Source organism: Pseudomonas sp. 5Ae-yellow, from assembly GCF_014077575.1.
Taxonomy (GTDB): Bacteria; Pseudomonadota; Gammaproteobacteria; order Pseudomonadales; family Pseudomonadaceae; genus Halopseudomonas; species Halopseudomonas neustonica.
On record NZ_JACGWE010000050.1, the window covers coordinates 1 to 18,370 of the forward strand.

The 18,370-nt window shown below is 57.3% G+C and carries 18 protein-coding genes; 7 read left to right on the forward strand and 11 right to left on the reverse strand.

Features of this window, described 5'->3' with window-relative positions:
* The 10 genes from H4J77_RS17470 to tssA all read right to left on the reverse strand — a co-directional run.
* A partial coding sequence (locus tag H4J77_RS17470) for a type VI secretion system tip protein VgrG (RefSeq protein WP_182249706.1) occupies positions 1–1,615 on the reverse strand: 1,615 nt, incomplete at its 3' end.
* On the reverse strand, positions 1,599–3,143 hold the full coding sequence (locus H4J77_RS17475; protein ID WP_182249716.1) for a sigma-54-dependent Fis family transcriptional regulator: 1,545 nt from the start codon (positions 3,141–3,143) through the stop codon (positions 1,599–1,601). The genes H4J77_RS17470 and H4J77_RS17475, both read right to left, overlap by 17 nt.
* A gap of 10 nt (positions 3,144–3,153) precedes the next feature.
* Entirely contained in the window at positions 3,154–5,736 is a 2,583-nt protein-coding gene (gene tssH, locus H4J77_RS17480; protein ID WP_182249708.1) for a type VI secretion system ATPase TssH, read from the reverse strand.
* Positions 5,737–5,747: 11 nt separating this feature from the next.
* Positions 5,748–6,755 carry a type VI secretion system baseplate subunit TssG gene (gene tssG, locus H4J77_RS17485; RefSeq protein WP_182249710.1) on the reverse strand — a complete coding sequence of 336 codons (1,008 nt, stop codon included), beginning with the start codon at positions 6,753–6,755 and terminating at the stop codon, positions 5,748–5,750.
* Complete coding sequence (gene tssF / locus H4J77_RS17490) at positions 6,719–8,509, reverse strand: type VI secretion system baseplate subunit TssF (protein WP_182249712.1); 1,791 nt, start codon at positions 8,507–8,509, stop codon at positions 6,719–6,721. Before tssF ends, tssG begins: the two co-directional genes overlap by 37 nt.
* Positions 8,510–8,689: 180 nt before the next feature.
* The gene (locus H4J77_RS17495; protein WP_123891001.1) at positions 8,690–8,965 is read right to left on the reverse strand and encodes a PAAR domain-containing protein; all 276 of its coding nucleotides are present in this window, start codon (positions 8,963–8,965) and stop codon (positions 8,690–8,692) included.
* Between the two features lie 16 nt (positions 8,966–8,981).
* Entirely contained in the window at positions 8,982–9,386 is a 405-nt protein-coding gene (tssE, locus tag H4J77_RS17500) for a type VI secretion system baseplate subunit TssE (RefSeq protein WP_123891000.1), read from the reverse strand.
* Positions 9,387–9,393: 7 nt separating this feature from the next.
* Positions 9,394–10,869 (reverse strand): type VI secretion system contractile sheath large subunit, encoded by a 1,476-nt coding sequence (gene tssC, locus H4J77_RS17505; RefSeq protein WP_123890999.1) that lies wholly within the window; start codon positions 10,867–10,869, stop codon positions 9,394–9,396.
* A gap of 22 nt (positions 10,870–10,891) precedes the next feature.
* Positions 10,892–11,398 carry a type VI secretion system contractile sheath small subunit gene (gene tssB, locus H4J77_RS17510; protein WP_182249714.1) on the reverse strand — a complete coding sequence of 169 codons (507 nt, stop codon included), beginning with the start codon at positions 11,396–11,398 and terminating at the stop codon, positions 10,892–10,894.
* A gap of 20 nt (positions 11,399–11,418) precedes the next feature.
* Positions 11,419–12,975, reverse strand: a complete 1,557-nt coding sequence (tssA, locus tag H4J77_RS17515) for a type VI secretion system protein TssA (RefSeq protein ID WP_123890997.1) — start codon at positions 12,973–12,975, stop codon at positions 11,419–11,421.
* A gap of 615 nt (positions 12,976–13,590) precedes the next feature.
* Here tssA and H4J77_RS17520 point away from each other — a divergent pair.
* From H4J77_RS17520 to H4J77_RS17530, 3 genes are all read left to right on the forward strand, one after another.
* Positions 13,591–14,172, forward strand: coding sequence for a DJ-1/PfpI family protein (locus H4J77_RS17520; protein ID WP_123890996.1), 582 nt, complete (start codon positions 13,591–13,593; stop codon positions 14,170–14,172).
* Positions 14,173–14,219: 47 nt separating this feature from the next.
* Entirely contained in the window at positions 14,220–14,531 is a 312-nt protein-coding gene (locus H4J77_RS17525; protein WP_123890995.1) for a ribbon-helix-helix domain-containing protein, read from the forward strand.
* A gap of 77 nt (positions 14,532–14,608) precedes the next feature.
* Positions 14,609–15,241, forward strand: coding sequence for a LysE family transporter (locus tag H4J77_RS17530; RefSeq protein ID WP_123890994.1), 633 nt, complete (start codon positions 14,609–14,611; stop codon positions 15,239–15,241).
* A gap of 2 nt (positions 15,242–15,243) precedes the next feature.
* Here H4J77_RS17530 and H4J77_RS17535 read toward each other — a convergent pair whose 3' ends face one another.
* Entirely contained in the window at positions 15,244–16,116 is an 873-nt protein-coding gene (locus H4J77_RS17535; protein WP_123890993.1) for a helix-turn-helix transcriptional regulator, read from the reverse strand.
* A 204-nt stretch (positions 16,117–16,320) separates the two neighbouring features.
* On the opposite strand from H4J77_RS17535, the gene H4J77_RS17540 reads away from it, so the two are divergent.
* From H4J77_RS17540 to H4J77_RS17555, 4 genes are all read left to right on the forward strand, one after another.
* Entirely contained in the window at positions 16,321–17,220 is a 900-nt protein-coding gene (locus H4J77_RS17540; protein ID WP_123890992.1) for a DMT family transporter, read from the forward strand.
* 18 nt (positions 17,221–17,238) lie between these two features.
* Positions 17,239–17,493, forward strand: coding sequence for a hypothetical protein (locus H4J77_RS17545; protein WP_123890991.1), 255 nt, complete (start codon positions 17,239–17,241; stop codon positions 17,491–17,493).
* Between the two features lie 68 nt (positions 17,494–17,561).
* Positions 17,562–17,795 (forward strand): DUF2789 domain-containing protein, encoded by a 234-nt coding sequence (locus H4J77_RS17550; RefSeq protein WP_123890990.1) that lies wholly within the window; start codon positions 17,562–17,564, stop codon positions 17,793–17,795.
* A gap of 99 nt (positions 17,796–17,894) precedes the next feature.
* Positions 17,895–18,086, forward strand: coding sequence for a CsbD family protein (locus tag H4J77_RS17555; RefSeq protein ID WP_123890989.1), 192 nt, complete (start codon positions 17,895–17,897; stop codon positions 18,084–18,086).
* The last annotated feature ends 284 nt before the right edge of the window (positions 18,087–18,370 follow it).

Sequence of the window (18,370 nt, forward strand, 5' to 3'; positions counted from 1 at the left end):
TGTCGTGGCGTTCGTTGCCGACGCGCACCGTCTGGTCGTGCTCGATGTTTTCGTCCCAGTCTTTCTGCGCGTGCAGGTAGATCTGTTCTTCGCCCTTTTTGTCCTCGATGCGCAGTTCGTTGTAACCGCCGCCACCGGGGCTGCTGAGGGTTTTGAATACGCTGCGGGTTTTGTGCGCCGGTAGCTCGTAGGGGACTTCGTGTTCTTTGTGGTACAGGCAGCCGGTGACCAGCGGTTGGTCGGGGTCGCCTTCCAGGAAGGTGATGAGCACTTCCATGCCGACTCGGGGAATGGCAACGCCGCCGTAGCGGTCGCCGGCCCAGCTGGAGGCGACGCGCAGCCAGCAGCTAGTTTTGTCATCAGCCTGGCCTTCACGATCCCAGTGGAACTGCACTTTGATGCGGCCGTACTGGTCGCAGTGAATCTCTTCGCCCTGCGGGCCGGTGACCACGGCGCTTTGGCTGCCCAGTACTTTGGGTTTGATGTGGTTGAGCTGCGGACGCCAGATGATCTGCCAGGGCGTGGCTTTGAAGTGGTTGCGGTAGCCCTGCGGATGGCCGCCCCGAGTAAAGCCGTCACTGTCTTTGGTATCGCTGGTGATACCTTCTTCCAGCACTTGCGGCTGTTTGCCTTCGTGGTGGATTTCAGTCAGCAGCCAGAGGTCGTTCCAGTCGGCGCGGGCGTGACCACTGAGCGGCATGAAGTGGCCGCTGCGCAGTTGTGGCTGATCGCTCAGGCCGTCGGCCAGTTGCTGTTCGGCGCGGTGGCGTTCGAGGTTGATCTGGCTGAGTTGTTTGCCACGTTCGCGGTCGGTGAAGCGGCCGGGGTAGTCGTAGTCTTCCAGGTCGGGCTCGGGGGCCTTTTGTTGATCCTGTTCGGGATCTGCTGGCGTTTTGTACGCTGCTTCCATCAGCAGGCGCGGCTTTTCAAAGTCGTAGTCGCGGCGGGTGACGCGGCTGGGGCGGGTTTCTATCCGCAGGCCGAAGCGTTTGACCACGGGCTCATCCGCGACCATGCCGGTGCCCTGGCTGTACCCGATCTGCGCAAGCTCCGGGAAGGTGGTCTGGTCGTCACCAAAGACGATGACGTGGCCTTGGCGGCTGTGTTCAAAGTGGTAGTGCAGGCCTTCTTCTTCGCACAGGCGCTGGATGAAGTGCAGGTCGGTTTCGTCGTACTGGGTGCAGTAGATACGTTCAGGGTAGATGGCGTTGAGTTGAAAACGGTAGGCGTCGCCCTGAATGCCATGTTCTTCCAGCAGGCGGCTGATGATGTCTTGCACGGTAAGGTGCTGGAAGATGCGTTGATTGGTTCTGTGCGCCAGATAGCTGAGCTGGGGGCGCAGGCAGAGGTGATACCGGGTCAGGCGTTTGCCGGCTTCGCCCTGGGCGAGGCGGTCGATAAAGCCGTGGATACCGGCACCCTGGCCCATGTCGAGATAGGCGGTGTGGTGCAGCAGTGAGCCCAGGTCGATATCGGGCTGTTCGCTGATCAGTTCCAGCTCAAAGGCAAACGGCTGGTTGAGGGCCTCTTTACCGGTAAAGGCCAATACCTTGAAATCGTGGTCGACGCCATCGATCTGCAGGGTAAAGGCGGCTTCATTAGCGAGACTGAACATAGGCTTTCTCCTTGTGCCTTAGGTCGGCTGCGTTGATCTTTAAACGCTGCATGCGGTAGAGCAGGGTGCGACGGGGCAAGCCCAGCTCGCTGGCGGCAATGGTCTGGTTGCCTTGGTTTTTGCGCAGGCAATCGAGCAGCAAATTACGCTCGACCTGTTCCAGGCGTTCGCGTAACGAGCGGCTGGCAAGCGGTTGTGCGCTGTCGGGCAGGCTGAAATGTTCGGGCAACAGGACGTTGCCGTCACAGAGCAGCAGTGCGCGGGCGATCAAGCCTTTGAGTTCACGCACGTTGCCGGGGAAGTGATAGCCGGCCAGGTGCTCGAGTGCTTCCTCTGACCAGCGACAGGGATCGCGCTGTAAAAAGTGACAGGCTTCTTCGGCAAAGCGGGTGGCCAGCAACTGAATATCATTGCCGCGCTCACGCAGGGGCGGCATCTCGATCGGGAAGTGGCCGAGGCGGTAGAACAGGTCTTCACGGAACTGGCCCTTGTCGACCAGGGTGCGCAGATCGTGATGGCTGGCGGCGATGATGCGTACATCCACTTTGTGGGTGCGGTTGCTGCCCAGCGGTCGCAGTTCCCCTTCCTGTAATACGCGCAGCAATTTGGCTTGCAGGCTGAGCGGCATGTCGCCTATTTCATCCAGAAACAGGGTGCCGTTGTTGGCGGCGTCAAACAGACCCAGGCGATCCTGCGTGGCGCCGGTAAAGGCGCCTTTGGTGTAGCCAAAGAGTTCGCTTTCCAGCAGGGCTTCGGGCAGGGCGCTGCAGTTCTGCGCGATAAAGGGTTGGGTGCGGCGCAGGCCGTAGTCGTGAATGGCGCGCGCGACCAGCTCTTTGCCGGTGCCGGTCTCGCCGGCAACCATGACGCTGACGGGGTTGTGCAATACCTTGCTGATGAGGCGATAGACCCGCTGCATGACGGGGCTCTCGCCGATCAGGCCGTAGCCGCGCTCGTGACTGATTTTACTTTCTTCACTCATGGGGGCGATGGCTGGCTCTGCATCCAGGCGCTGCAGCAGTTGCAGTTGGCACATGGCAAAGTCGCCGAGCAAACGCAGCGAGTCGGCGTAGGCATCGAGCTCTTCGGCATCCCGTTGGGCGATCAGCAGCAGGCCGCCCAGATGATTATCACGGTCGTGCAATGGCAGGCAAAGCAGGCTGCGCCAGCTGCGGTCGGTCTCGGGCAGAAAGGGCGTGGCGTACAGGCTGCTGTCGAGCGCATTGACGTGCAGTACCTGGTTTTGAAACAGGCAGTACTGCAGCAATTGCTGATCTTTATAGTCGCTCGGCAGGGCAGATTCGCCCCTGACCAACGGCTCACCGTCAAGCCACTCGGCGCACAGGGTCAGCTCGGTTTGGGTCTTGTCGAGCAGGTAGAGCTGTGCCAGTGGGCAATGGCTCAGGTCGGCCGCCGCCGCGACCAATTGTTGCTGCAAGGCACGGCTATTGCTGCTGGCCGCCAGCGTACTGAACCGAGTCAGTAATGACTCGGCATAGACCAGCGGCTGCGCCAGCTGGTCGAACAGGCTGGGGAGCTTAAGCGAACTCACAGACAATGGCTCCTGCGCTGCCGAGCGTGGCCTGGGCGCTGTGTACTCGCTCGCCCTTGGCCATCGCATCGAGCAGACGGTCTACCACCTGCGGTTGCAGGTGCTCGTCGATCAACTGATCAATCAAACGGGCGCCGCTGTCTGCCCGCAGGCAGCGTTCGGCCAGGTGGCTGACCAATTGCTGATCGTAGCTGAAGGTCAACTGACGGCGCTCAAGACGCTCGGCAAAGCGCTGCAGCTTGAGCTCCACCAGCTCTTCGAGCACGGAACCGGCAATCGGGTAGTAGGGCACGATGCGCATACGCGCGAGCAGGGCGGGTTTGAAGTGCTTGATCAGGGCAGGGCGAATGGCCTCTTCCAGCTGCGGGCTGTCGGGTTGAGTATCTCCGGCGCACAGCGCGGCAATCTGCTCGCTGCCCAGGTTAGAGGTCATCAGGATGAGGGTGTTGCGGAAATTGATCTCGCGGCCCTCTCCGTCATTGGCGATGCCTTTGTCGAAAATCTGGTAGAACAGGTTGAGTACGTCTGGATCGGCTTTTTCGACCTCATCGAGCAGTACCACGGAATACGGCTTTTGCCGCACGGCTTCGGTCAGCATGCCGCCTTCACCATAGCCAACGTAACCGGGCGGCGCGCCAATCAGACGCGAGAGGCTGTGCTTCTCCTGAAACTCGGACATATTGATGGTGGTCAGGAAGCGCTCACCGCCATACAGGAGGTCGGCCAGGGCCAGGGCGGTTTCGGTTTTACCCACGCCGCTAGGGCCAACCAGCAGGAAGACACCCACTGGTGCTTCGGGGCGGTTGAGGCCAGCGGCGGTGGCGCGCATGGCGCGATCCAGCGCTTCAATGGCAGGTTCCTGACCACGCAGGCGCTGGCGAAGATCACCGGCAAAGGCTGTGACTTTGGCGTTGTGCTCACGGGCCAGTTGCGACAAAGGCACACCAGTCCAGTGGCTGATAACCTCGGCAACCAGGCGCGGGCATACTTCGTGGCTGACCAGCCGTTCTTCGCTTTGTACTTGGCTCAGCTCACGCTGAACCTGCTGCAGTTCTTGCTCCTGTTGTTGCAGGGCTTCTTCGTCGATGACCTCGGCGGCGCGATCTTCGGCGCAGGCCTGGCGCAGCGTCAGCAGGCGCTCGGCTAGCTCGCGCTGTACTTGCCAGCGTTGTGCCAGGGCCTCGGCTTCGTCGCGTGCAACGTGCAGGCGGGTCTCCAGCACGTCCAGCGCGGGCGCGTCAATCTCCAGACCAGCGCCCAGGTCGCGCTGTATCGCCTGTAATTGACGTTCGCCTTCGGCGATTTCACCGCGTAGGGCTTCCAGTGCACCGGGTTCGGCAGCCAGGCTGATGCGCACGCGGGCGCAGGCGGTGTCGAGTACATCGACGGCCTTGTCGGGTAGCTGACGGCCAGCGAGATAGCGCGCTGAGAGTTCGGCGGCGGCAACCACGGCATCGTCGCGCAGGTAAATGCCGTGGCTTTTTTCGTACACGGGCGCCAGACCGCGCAGAATGGTGACGGCTTCGGCGGGTGTGGGTTCGAGCAGATTGACTGGTTGGAAGCGACGGGCCAGTGCCGGGTCTTTTTCAAAGTACTTTTTGTACTCGCTCCAGGTGGTCGCGGCGATGGTGCGCAGCTCGCCGCGCGCCAGGGCAGGTTTAAGCAGGTTGGCTGCATCGCCACTACCCGCCTGACCACCGGCACCGATCAGGGTGTGGGCTTCATCGATGAACAGCACTATGGGCTTGCTGGAGGCTTTGACTTCGTCGATTACGCCTTGCAGGCGACGCTCAAACTCACCCTTGATGCTGGCACCGGCTTGCAGCAGGCCTAGATCCAGGCACAGCAACTCGACATCGCGCAGTGCTTCGGGCACTGCATTGTTGGCAATGCGCAGGGCCAGGCCTTCGACTAACGCGGTTTTACCCACACCTGCCTCACCGACCACGATGGGGTTATTTTTGCGGCGGCGCGCGAGGATATCGATCATCTGGCGAATGGACTGGTCCCGGCACAGTACGGGGTCGAGCTTACCGTCGCGGGCTTGCTGGGTGAAGTTGTGCGTGAACTTTTGCAGCGCTGACTCGCCCGAGGCGGCCGTGTCGCTGCCACCGGTGGCTTGCTTGGACAGCGCGAAATCGCGCAGGCGCTCGGCGTCGAGGCCGCTCAAAATGGTCTGGTAGCGAGTGCCGGCATAGCGCATGGGGTTGCGCAGTAGGGCCAGAATCAATGCCGCCTGATCGATACCGCTGCTGGCGAGCTCCAGGTTGGCAACCAGCAGTGCATCCTGCAGCCACTGTACCAATTCGGCAGAAAAGCTCGGGTTGTTGCTGCCTTCATTCTGTCCACGCGGCACCAGGGTTTCGGCAAGGCTACCAGCGTCGATCTCGGCGTCCTGCAGGGCGCGGGCAAGCAGGCTGTCGGGGCGTTCGAGCAGGCCCAGCAACAGATCTTCAACCAGCACCTTGTTGCCACCGCGCTGCATGCAACGCTCCGCTGCGGCTTCCAGGTCTTGTCTGCTGGGTGCGTCCAGCGCTTGAACCAGTTGTTGTAGGTCGAGTTGCATCATGTCATCGGTCCTTAATGAGTTCCGTTGCCCAGGGTGACGCTGGGCATTGCGTGTTCGTGACCCAGCCAGCTGGTCCAGCCGAGCCGGCAAGGGTTGCTTGCGCCAAGCCGCAGTTCGCGGATTTCGTCCTGGCGCAAATGGAGTTGAATGTCGTAGTCGAGCGGGTCGCGCAGGGTGAAGCGCACCAGCGAGCGCAGCGGCTGAAAATAACGACCGGGGGGCAGAAAACTATGGAAACCATCCCAGTCGAGCTCGCGTATGTGCAGGCGGAATTTGCCGCTGCGGTCAAACACGTCTTCGCCCAGTACCAGGTCCATCCCCAGCTCGCTGTTGGCTTGGCCCAGCTTGCAGCGCTGAGCAGGCGGAATGCTGACGCGGCGCTCCATGCACTGTTCAATCTGCATGGCCGGGTGTTTGAAGTAGTAGCGCAGGATCGACTCGATCAGCTCGGCGGACTGTACGCGCATACTGAGTACGCCAAGGTAGGGCAGCAGGCGCTTCCAGTTAATGTCGGGTGACTTCTCCATGCGATCCGAGCGCAGCCCCACCAGCGACAGCAGGTGCACCGAGAGCGTATCTTTTGCGCCTTTGGCGAAGCGGGCGCGGTAGCGGTATTTCTGCCAGATGGGCAGCAATAGCCGCTGGAGTCGATCATTGAACAGGTCAAGAAACTCGCGGGTGGGATTACCATCCGGTCCGTCTCCGAGCGCCTGTTCGCCATAGAAAGCGGGTAGCGGTGAGCCGGCGCCACTCAGGCTGATCAGGTTGACCTGCATCCGCGCGCGCAGGCCATCGGTATCCTGTATGAACTCGACCCCTTCAATGTCGCAGCCGGGGAAGCCCATGCTCGGGTTGGCGATGAATTGCAGGCGCTCGTATACGGCCTCGTCTTCGAGGTGAGGATGCGCCAGTTGCAGGCGCTCGAGTACCAGCAGTACACCCTGAAACAGACTGTACTGGCGGATGTCGCGTTGTATTCTGTTCAGAACAGGGGCTGTTGGCCCATGCGCGGCGCCCATTGGTACACCTCTCCCTGAATGCTGTTAACGGAAAGCTCGTGATAGGAATTGAGGCTGGAATACAGCGACAGAAACTCATTGAGTACCGAGGCGAACAGGTACATATCGCCTTCACCCAGGTAGCTGTCCAGATCCATACTCAGTTCGGTTTTAATGCCGCGTATTGGTAAGCCGCGGTGCAGACGATCCACGTGCACATGGCGTACATCCTTGAGCCCTTCGAGACGGCGCTTGCTGACCTTGGCAGCGTGCTGGTCGTAGTGACGCGGCAGGTCGTAGGTTTCGAGAACCAGCTTGAGCGCGTTGACGTCTTCCAGTGACAGGTAGTTGAGTGACATGTTGCTGATCAGCTTCCAGAGAAAATCCTGGTGCAACGGCGGCGCGTAGCTGGGGGTCACGTTGCTGATGTTGCGAAAGCTGAGAAACTCGGGTGTGCCTTCGGTGGGGCAGCAGATATCGCCTAGTGCCAACTGGCGTGGCAGATCCTGATTGGTGCAGGTCAGCTCGATCGACAAGGTCTCATGCTGATCAATGTTGCGCAGCCCAAAGCTCAGGTAGGTGTCCAGGCCGTCGCCCAGCAATGACGGATACTGGCGCAAGCTATAGTGCGGGTGGGCTTCGCGGTGGTCAAAGCTGGAGTCGTGCTCGAATGACTCAAAGGGTACGTATTCTTCATAACCCATGCCGCCTGGCTTCCAGCCGGTGACGCGATCAACCGAAAAAATACCGCAATGATCGGCCTGGTATTCGGCGGGCCGCAAAAGGTACTGATCCTGGCGACCGTCGAGTCGAATCGGCATGGCGTCGTGGGTAAACAGGTTGACCACAGGCGTGCAGTGCAGGCGCACATTGTCTTTGCTGGGGCTGATGCGCTGGCTACCGATCTGGCGGATATCAAAACGCAGGGCAAAGCCACGTGCATTCTTCAGCAGCTCGGCGGGCATGGGCTCGAAGCGATCAATGCCACTGACTTCGACAAACAGGAATTTCTCCTGGAAGGCGTAGTACTCCTGCAGGTAGCGGTAACCCCGGAAGGTATTATCGGGATAGGGGATCAACGCATGGTCTTCGTCAAATCCGGCCGGCTTTACCTGTTTTGATGACAGGTGTTTGACGCCTTGCGCCACGCCGTTACTGTCCAGCATGGGTTTGCCATTGTGGTCGAGCAGTACCAGCTCAACGCCATCCAGATGGCAAAGCAGGTGCAGGTATAACATTTGGCTGATGTAGCCTTCACCGGCCAGATGCAAACGCAGCTTATCGAGGTGCAGATCGCCGAGATTACCCTCGGCGGTCATCATCAGTTTCAGCTCCAGCAGTGCGCCACTGCCCTTGACCGAGTAATCCAGATGGCTGATATCCAGTGGCAAGACTTCGGTGTCAAACGCGGTGCGGAACTGACAGGTCACGCCTTTGATGGGTTTGGATTCAACCGGCGTATTACGTGGCACCAGCTGCATGGGCGAAGGGCGCTTGAGCGGATCAAATTGCAGCATGCTGAAGGCGGGCAGAGGCCGCATATAGTTAGGCCACAGTAGGTGCATCAGCGAGTGCGTCAACTCCGGCAGTTCATCATCGAGCTTTTGCCGTAGACGACCGGTTAGAAAGGCAAAGCCTTCCAGCAGGCGCTCGACGTCCGGGTCGCGGCCACTTTGACCAAGAAAAGGCGCTAACGCCGGGTTGCGCTCAGCAAAGCGCTTGCCTTGTTGGCGCAGGGCAGTGAGTTCGCTTTGGTAGTAGTGGTTGAAACTCATAAACGACTGCTCGATAAGTGCGCTGCGAATGTCATCCCAAGACCCCTGATAGCACTGGCCGACGCCATGAAAAGCGTCCCTGTGGCGCGGTACCCTGGGGGTATTTGAGCTGTGCGTAAAATGCTTCCCTGTTATCTGCTTTACGACAGATAACCGATTTATTGCTGGTGTTATGGGCCGTTAGCCGCCAATCAACACGGTGCCAGAGGCAGCGGTGACCGGATTGTCATGATTGCCGCTCGTGCCGAGCACGGCTGCTGGTTTGCCATTGATCAATACGGTGCCAGCGACGCCATTGACCAGACTACTGCCACAGGCTGTGGTATCGCCCATGCGTGCAGCGGCAATGCCGTCGATCAATACGTCTGGCGATCCGCTGGCGATGGGGTTGGTACCATGGCCCGTTTTGGGGCAGGCAGTTGGATCGCCCAAGCGGGCTGCAGGTTTACCTGACATGCAAAACTCCTTGTAGTTACCGCACTCGTGCCTGGCCGCGGCCATCGAGACGCACTGCAAAGCTGATGGCCTGGCGTCTGCCGTCGAGTGTTAGTGTGCCTTCAATGGCAAAGGACAGATTAAGTGGGTCGTGATCACGAGGCAGACTCAGCACCTTTACCTGGCTGAGTCTGGGCTCGTAGATCTCAATAAAACGCTCAATGGCGACTCTGGCGTTCTGCAACGAGTCATGCAGTGATAGCCGCATGTCGTTAAGATCTGGCAGCCCGTAGTCCGGCAGCGCTTGTACGCTGCCGGCACGGGTGCTGAGCATCTTGCTCAGATGGACAGCGACCGACGCGCTGATGGCGGCATCGTTGGGGATGCCGTCACGTAGCTCGGCGCTACCATCGAGTCTTTCGAACAGGCTGCCATAGGCCATGCTCGCCTTACTCCTTGTCCAGCTTGCCAACCAAGGACAGGGTGAAATCGGCACCCATGTACTTGAAGTGCGGACGTACGCTCAAACCAACGCGGTACCAGCCTGGCTCGCCTGCCACATCGCTGACCACAACCTGGGCTGCACGCAGTGGGCGACGACCGCGCACTTCAGAGCTGGGGTTGTCCTGGTCGGCTACGTACTGGCGAATCCATTTGTTCAGTTCAAGCTCCAGGTCAGACTTTTCTTTCCAGGCGCCGATCTGTTCGCGCTGCAGCACTTTGAGGTAGTGCGCCAGGCGGTTGACGATAAACATGTAGGGCAGTTGAGTACCCAGGCGGTAGTTCAACTCGGCGTTTTTGCCTTCTTCGCTGTTGCCGAAGAACTTGGCTTTCTGCGCGGAGTTAGCGGAGAAGAACGCAGCGTTGTCGCTGCCTTTGCGCATGGTCAGGGCGATGAAGCCCTCGTCAGCCAGTTCGTACTCGCGGCGGTCAGATACCAGCACTTCGGTTGGGATCTTGGTTTCAATCTCACCCATGCTTTCAAAGTGGTGCAACGGCAGATCTTCAACCGCGCCACCGCTTTGTGGACCGATGATGTTTGGGCACCAGCGGAACTTGGCGAAGCTGTCAGTCAAGCGGGTAGCGAAAGCGAACGCGGTGTTGCCCCACAGGTAGTGCTCGTGGCTCTGCGCAACGCTTTCTTTGTAGACGAAGCTGCGCACTGGGTTCTCGACTGGATCATAGGGGTTGCGCAGCAGGAAGCGGGGCAGTGTAAGACCGACGTAGCGGGAATCTTCCTGCTCTCGGAAGCTCTGCCATTTGGCAAACTGCGGACCTTCGAAGTGGTCTTTCAGATCTTTTAGATCGGGCAGGCCAGTGAAGCTTTCCAGGCCGAAGAATTGCGGACCGGCAGACGCGATAAAGGGCGCGTGCGCCATGCTGGCAACACTGGAGATGTGCTGCAGGGTCTTGATGTCTGGTGAGCTGGGGTTGAAGTAGTAGTTGGCGATCAGGGCGCCAACAGGCTGGCCACCGAACTGGCCGTACTCGGCGGTGTATACGTGCTTGTACAGACCGGATTGAACCAGCTCCGGGCTGTCTTCAAAGTCTTCCAGCAGGTCTTCCTTGGACGCATTGATAATTTCCAGCTTGATGTTCTCGCGGAAATTGGTGCGATCGACCAGCAACTGCAGGCCTCGCCAGGAAGATTCCAGTGCCTGGAACTTCTCGTGGTGCAGGATGGCATCCATTTGACGGCTGAGCTTGGCGTCGATTTCAGCGATCATGCGATCAACCAGGGCCTTTTTGACGGGCTCCTGATCGTTTTGCGGCTTCAGCAACTCGGCGATGAAAGCAGAGACGCCACGCTTGGCGATGTTGTAGGCCTCGTCGTCCGGGGTGAGCCTGGTTTCGGCAATAATTCGGTCCAGAATGCCGCTATCGGCGGTGTTCTGGGTTTGCTGTGCTGAGGATTCGGTGCTCATGGCGGCGTCCTTGTCGGGGCAATCAGGTTTCGGGTTGGTTCTGGTCGTTCAGACCCAGTTCGGCGAGGACACGATCACGCGAGTCATCATCGCTGAGCACGCTCTCAATGGCTTTGCGGAAGGCCGGTGCGTTACCCAGTGGGCCCTTGAGGGCGACCAGAGCATCACGCAGCTCCATCAGCTTTTGCAGCTCAGGTACTTGCTGAACCAGACTGGTGGGGTTGAAGTCTTTCATGGAGTTGATGTTCAGGTTTACCGCCAGCTCTTCGCTTTCGGCTTCTTCCTGCAGCTCATTGGGCACTGCGAAGGTAAGGTTCAGCTCTTGCTTGGCCAGTACTTCATCGAAGCTGTTCTTGTCGATGGAGATTGGCTTGCGCTCTTCAATGCTGCGGTCATCCGCACGTTGGGTGAAATCACCCAGCACCATGAGTTTGAGCGGCAGCTCGATTTCTTCTGTTGCGTCGCCGGTATCTGGCTTGAACGTGACGTTTACGCGTTCCTTGGGGGCTACTGAGCCTTCTTTGGCCATGAGATTTCTCCGTGTCAGTGTTAGGCCCCGAGGGCCTGGTCTAGTACCACACTCAAATCGAGGTGGCACAGGCGGTGATAGATCTCATCCTTACGCTCACGTGTGCTCGGGTTCTGCGGCATAAGATCACAGCAGCTATGCAGCAGACGCAGTACGTCAAGGTTGAGATCTGGTTCCCATTTGTCCAGACCTGTGGTCTGAAGCTGTTGGTAGAGTGATTCAAGCTGGGCCTTGGCCAGTTCATATTGCCGGGCTTCAAAACACAGCCGGGCCTGGGCAAGGCGCCAATAGAATTCGGCGCGAGCGCCACGGGCCTGTTGGATTTGCCCGGTTATTTCCCTGACGGCGACCTTCAGGCCTTCCTTGCGCAGCAGTGCGATGGCGCTTTGCAGGCCGGCATCCCAGGCAGCTTGTGCGCCGGTGTCGTCCGTGCGGTCGAAGCTGACAGGCGACGCTTTTGGCCCCGCCGCGTGCTGCTGTACGCGGCTGTTGATCCAATCGAGGGTGTCTGCCTGGGCGAAGGGCGCGCCGTCAAAAAAGCGTAGCTTTTCCAGCCCGGGGAGGCGTTTCAGCTGCAGCGCCAGCTGGCGCTCGATTTCTTCTGCTGCTTCTTCCGCGCCTAGCGCGTCGCAGCACTGCCACGCGAGGTATTGGCCATCCAGCCAAAAGGGCGCGCGCGCGATACTGGCTTCTACATCCTGCAGCAGCGCGGCGTGCTGGCCTTGATTAAAGCGCTCGTTGTAAGCCGCAATGCGGTCAGCGGGCAGGTTGCGCAGGCCGGTTTTCTGTTCAGCGTCGTGGCTGGGCAAGGTTTCGATAGGCAGCCAGAGCAGCGTGCGCGACAGCCGTAAGGCGCGCAGATCGCATTCGCTGCCCGCGAGCCACCAGTTGCATAACGGTCTGGCGTAATCCTGCAGCTGGCGCAGCGCTTTGTGTGCGTCCTTGGCCGAGACAATAACCATGGCTTCAGCGTTGCCGGTACTTGATTGATTGCTGCCCAGTGGTGCTGGAATAGGGCTGACGACCGGTTTTGCTGCTTCCGTTTGCGATGGTTGCTTGCTGGCGGATTCCAGGCGGCGGCACAAGGGCTGGAGGTCTGGCGCCTGGTCGTCAAGTCGCTTGGTGAGCGTGGCTTGCAGTTCCTGCAAGGTGCTAACCAAGGGGAAGTCATCGCTCAGCAGCTGCTGCGTTGGCGCACTTTCCAGTCGCGAAATCAGCCAGGTAAGGGCGGCGATACGAGTGCGCGGTTTGGTTGGATAAAGCTCTGTCCATTGCTGGTCACAGAGGTCGCTAAGCATTTGCAAGCTGCAGCGCAGACCGCCGACACCAGTGGTCTCCAACATGCTCCAGCTGAGCCATGAGGCAACGCGCAGGTCTTTGGACTGCTTGCTCAGCAGCTCCAGGCTACCGTCACAAATTATCTGCCAGTCTGGTTGTTCATTGGCATGAAGCGAGCCTGCTTTGGCGAGCTCACGCTCCAGATCTTCGTACTCGGTGCAGTAGCGCACGTCCTCGCCAGCAAAGCTCTGTTCGCTGATGGGGGTGGTTGCGATGGCGTCAATGATCTGCAGTTGCATCCGGGTGCTTTACTCTTGGTTGCCAGTTATCAGGGCGATTGCTTGTGACGCTCCCTGATGACGTTGCACTCATATTGCGCAAGTTTCTACGCAACAAGTTGCGCAATAAGTTGCTCATACTTGTTGCAGTTGGTTTTTTGATGGCAACTTTTTGCTCAAGTTTATGTGCAAAAAACTGCGCATCTCTGGCTGGAAAGGTGGCTATCCTATGCGCCGCGCAGTGTGCCTTCAAGTGTATAAAGTGTGAACTGGTTTGGTTTATGAGGAATTGGCCAAGTTCGTTTTCCTAAGTTCTTATTTTATAAGTTTTTCTTTAAAAACAATGGCTTGTTATTTGTGGCTATTGTTTTTTTTGGTGTTGTCAATGTGGTATTTGTAGTTTTTTTATCCTGTGATCTTGTTGGCAATATGTTTGTTTTAAGTTGTGACTTGTGGGGTTGTTAGTTTTTTTTTAATGGGTTATCGGGCGTGTTTTTTTGTGGATGTGTCTTCAGTGTTTCTTTTGTTAGCGCCCGGACAAGCGCTGCGCCCGCCGAAATATGTAGTATCCCGCTGTTACCCACCTGCAGTAAAAGGGGCGCATGATGCAGGTCTACTCACTGCGGAGGGCATATCATGAGCAGCAAGAAACTATTGTTATTGGCAGGTGATTTTGTTGAGGACTATGAAATCATGGTTCCGTTTCAGGCGCTGAGCATGCTGGGTTACGAAGTACATGCAGTGTGTCCGGACAAGCAAGCCGGTGATACAGTCAAAACGGCGATTCATGATTTTGAAGGTGATCAGACCTACACCGAAAAACCTGGCCACCTGTTTGCGCTGACGTACAGCTTTGCAGACGTAAAGGTTGACGATTATGTGGGCTTGGTTGTGCCGGGTGGTCGGTCACCTGAGTATCTGCGTTTGAATGAGCGCGTGATCGAGCTGGTGCGTGGTTTTGATGAGGCGCAGAAGCCTATCGCCGCGGTATGCCATGGCGCACAATTGCTGGCGGCGGCTGGTATCCTCAAGGGCCGCGAGTGCAGCGCATACCCAGCCTGCGGCCCAGACGTGACTATGGCCGGCGGGACTTTTGTCGACATCGCGGCTGATCAGGTCCATGTGCAAGGCAATCTGGTTAGTGCGCCTGCCTGGCCGTCACATCCGCTATGGTTAGCCGCGTTCGTTAAATTGCTGGGCGCACGCATCGAGTTGTAAGCTACCAAGGGCTGCACTGGCTGTGCGGCCCGACCTGGAGGCTGGTTATGTGTGAACTATATGTAAAGGCTGATCCTATTCTCTATGAGTCGCGCTCGCGCTCACTGCGTATTCGCGGCGTGGTGACTACCTTGCGGTTGGAGAATCAGTTTTGGCAGATACTGCAAGAGATCGCTGAGGTCGATGACATGACCACCAATCAGCTAGTCACCAAATTGTATGATGAAATCATGGAGTTAAGGGGGGAAGTGGTTAACTTTGCTTCATTCTTGCGAGTCAGTTGCACCCGCTACCTGGCGCAGCGAGAGGCTCAAGTGGTTCCCTTGACGTTAGTGGGGCGTGCCAGCGCTCAGGGTTGATTGAGCTCGAGCGGCCGGGGTTTCAGGTTTGCTATAGTCAGTTTCCTTTAGCGGTTTATTAGTTGCGGAGTCGGGCTATGTCGATCGAAACCTGGTTGGCTTTTTTTGTTGCATGCTGGGTGATTAGTTTGTCGCCAGGTGCGGGCGCCATTGCGTCTATGTCCAGCGGCTTGAATTATGGCTTCGCCCGCGGTTATTGGACTGCTTTGGGTCTGCAAATAGGCTTGTTGCTGCAGATTACAGTGGTTGCGGCTGGCGTTGGTGCACTATTGGCGACGTCGGCGCTGGCCTTTAATTTGATCAAATGGTTTGGCGTAGTCTATCTGCTCTATCTGGCGTGGCGGCAGTTGCGCGCGCAGCCGGTGTCCATGGAGCAAGATGTCTCTGTGCGTCCATTAGGGCAGCCTTTGGCTCTGGTGTTTCGCGGTTTTCTGGTCAACGTCAGTAATCCCAAAGCGCTGGTGTTTATGCTGGCCGTGCTGCCGCAGTTCCTCGATTTGTCGCACCCGCTATTGAGCCAATACGTTTTGATGGCGATCACTATGGTCACCGTCGATGCGGTTGTGATGGCAGGTTACACCGGGCTGGCGTCCAAGGTGTTGCGTCTGCTCCGGTCGCCAAAACAGCAAAAAACCATGAATAGAGTTTTTGCCGGTCTGTTTGCCGGTGCGGCTGGCTTGCTGACGCTCGTTCGCCGCGCAGCTGCCTGAGCTTACCGGCTGTTGCGCATGGCGGATGGGCTGATGCCATGCACTTGGCGAAAGCGATTACTGAAATGGCTGAGTGAGCTAAAGCCACAGGTTAAGGCAATCTCGGTCAGCGGCAAGGTGCTTCTTTGCAGTAACTGTCCAGCCTTAATCAGTCTCCGATTCATGACGTACTGATGCGGCGCCACCCCCTTGCTGTGCTTGAACATACGCGCAAAGTGATACTCGCTGAGACCTGTTTCGCGAGCCAGATCGCTGAGTAATAGCGATTGATCCAGGTGGCTATCGATATAATCCAGCACCCGGTTCAGTTGGTGGGGCGCTAACCCGCCCCGCACAGCAGGTGCTTGCCAGCCCAAATGCACGTAATGCTGCAGTAGCTGGTTCAGCACCAGGGTCGTGGCGCTACTGATTGCCAAGTGATCTGCCGGGTTGTTCCAGTCATTGTTGAGCAGAAACTGGCGGTAAAGAACGGCAATGCGCGGGTCGTCGGTAAATAGGCGCTCATCCAGCGTAATCTGGCTTGGACTGCGATCCCAGGTTTGTTCGGCCTGATCGCGCAGATGCTGATCAGTGAAGTACAGGTGCATGAAGCTGAGCGGGCCGCGTATGTGCCAAGTGGATGCGTAGTCTTTTGGCATGAGACACAGCTTGTCTGGCGCGCCGCCGTTTTGCCAACCGGCAGCGCTCTGAAAGTAGGATTGGTAGCCGTCGGCGATGTACATGCTGAGCGTGTGATGATCTGCGTGGTCGAGTGCAATCAAGTCATCGTCGTTGTACCAACTGGCCAGCCCCAGGCCGTTACTCAGGCGCGTGCTCTCCAGCAACCTTGCCTTGTGCAATTGCAGGTTCTCAAGCACGTGATAGGGAAGGGGCATGCTGACTCCTTGTGTTCCGCGAGCATGGCGCTAGTGACTGCTCGATCTTAACTAGACATCAGTTGGCCGCCAAGCGGGAGCGCATCAGGTGCGTCCTATACACAGAAAAATGCGCAAGAATCTGCAAGTCCAGGTGTCTTTGTGCAAGCTCACGCAGCGCGACGGGTGGATAATTCGATACTGTCTACCTAGCGAGTGCACGGCATGAACGCGTTGTTATATATCACTACAGTCTTGATCTGGGGCACCACCTGGATCGCTATTTCAATGCAGTCTGGCCCGGTGCCGGTTGTGGTCTCTGTTTTTTACCGCTTTTCTCTGGCCGCAGGCGTACTGCTTTTGGTTCTCTTGATTAGTGGCCGCCTGCGTCGCCTGGCTAAGCGCGACCATCTGTTTTGCCTATTGCAGGGTATGTGCGTATTTGGCTTCAACTTTTGCTGTTTTTACGCGGCTAACGCCTATATCAACAGCGGCCTGGAATCGGTGCTGTTTTCCATGGCTACGGTTTTCAATGCCATTAACGGCGTCATTTTCTTTCGCCAGCGCGCTACTCGGCGTTTGTTGTGGGCTAACTTGCTGGGCTTTATCGGGATTGTCAGTCTGTTCTGGCAGGACCTGGTTGGCGTGGGTTTGAATGCGTCGGTGCTGACCGGCATAGGCTTGAGCCTGTTGGGTACTTATGGATTTTCTTTAGGCAATATGATCAGTGTTCGTCATCAGGCACGTGGCCTGGATTTGTTGTCTACCAATGCTTATGCCATGGGGTACGGTGCGTTGGTTATGCTGTTGGTGGCACTGGGCACCGGTGCGCAATTCAGCATAGAGTGGAGTGCGGCTTACCTTGGCTCGCTGGTTTATCTGGCGCTGTTTGGCTCAGTCATAGGCTTTGCCACCTATTTTGCTCTGATTGGTCGCATAGGCGCAGGCCCGGCAGCCTATGCCACTGTCGTATTCCCGCTGATCGCGTTGGGTATGTCGACTCTATTTGAAGGCTATCAGTGGACATCAACGGCTGTTCTTGGGCTGGTGTTGATATTGGTAGGCAACGGGGTGATGTTCTATCGGCCCAAGCCTCGTGCGACGGTGCCACAAGGTTCGGTTTAACGGGATGGAAGCGTTTTTATGGACTATCTGATTATTGCTGTTGCTGTGCTCAGTGGGCTCTATTTTCACTGGTGGTTATTTGTACGGATACGGCGTTGGGCTGACCGTGATCTTGCCTTGTCGATGGCTGGGAATGAACCGGCCAAGCGTGATTTTATGTTGGTTAAATTGGCTGAGGCGCGACGTTTGGGGATAAAAAAAGGCGAGCTGGAAGCGTGGCTGCAGGACGCGTCAACGAGTTATGCAGTGACCCGACTGCAAGATAAAAATTGAACTGATCTTGGCGGATGCACTCTCTTTATAGTAAGCGTTATCGTTTTTGAGCTAGTCGAGGAGAGACCATGGAACTGCCAAACAAAGATCTGGTTATGTTATTTGAACAGCTGGGTCTGGACTCAGATCAGGCCAGTATGGATGCCTTCTTTGCCAGCCATTCGCTAGCCCAAGACACCAAATTGAGTGAGGCCAGCTTCTGGTCGCCATCGCAAGCCGCCTTCTTGCGTGATGAGATCCGTGAGGATGCTGAATGGGCACCGGTGGTCGACGAGCTCAATGCGCGCCTGCACGAAGAATAAAGCGAGTTAAAACTGAACTATTCGGGCTGCTCATAAGGCGGCCCGATCAGTGTGTTCCAACTGTAGTTGAAGTCCACAGACACCAACAGGGGAATAATTATGACCAGTACCACTGACAAAATTAAAGGCAAGTACGACGAAACCGTTGGCAAGACCAAACGTGAAATCGGTCGAGCTACTGATGATGAAGAGTTGCAGGGTGAAGGTGAGCTGCAAAACATCAAGGGCAAGGGTGAGTCGCTCAAGGGTGATGTGAAAGACAAGTTGAAAGATATTATCGATAAGGGCTGATGTTCGGCGCTACTCAGTGCGGTAACCTGAGTGCTGGAAGTCCTCAATCTGAAAGCCGCTCGTCAATACGAGCGGCTTTTTTGTCTTTGCTTGATAAGGCAGGCCGCTGATACCTCGATCTTACGGAGCAATTCAAGCACTGGCTAACTCAGGCAACGAGGGTGTCCTAAAAATTGTGTAACCGGTGAAACGGCAGGATACTGCCTCTCCTCCTGGAGTCACTATGACCATCAACAAACGCACGAAACGCAGTAAACCCAACCCCGAACTGCTCCAGCTCGCCG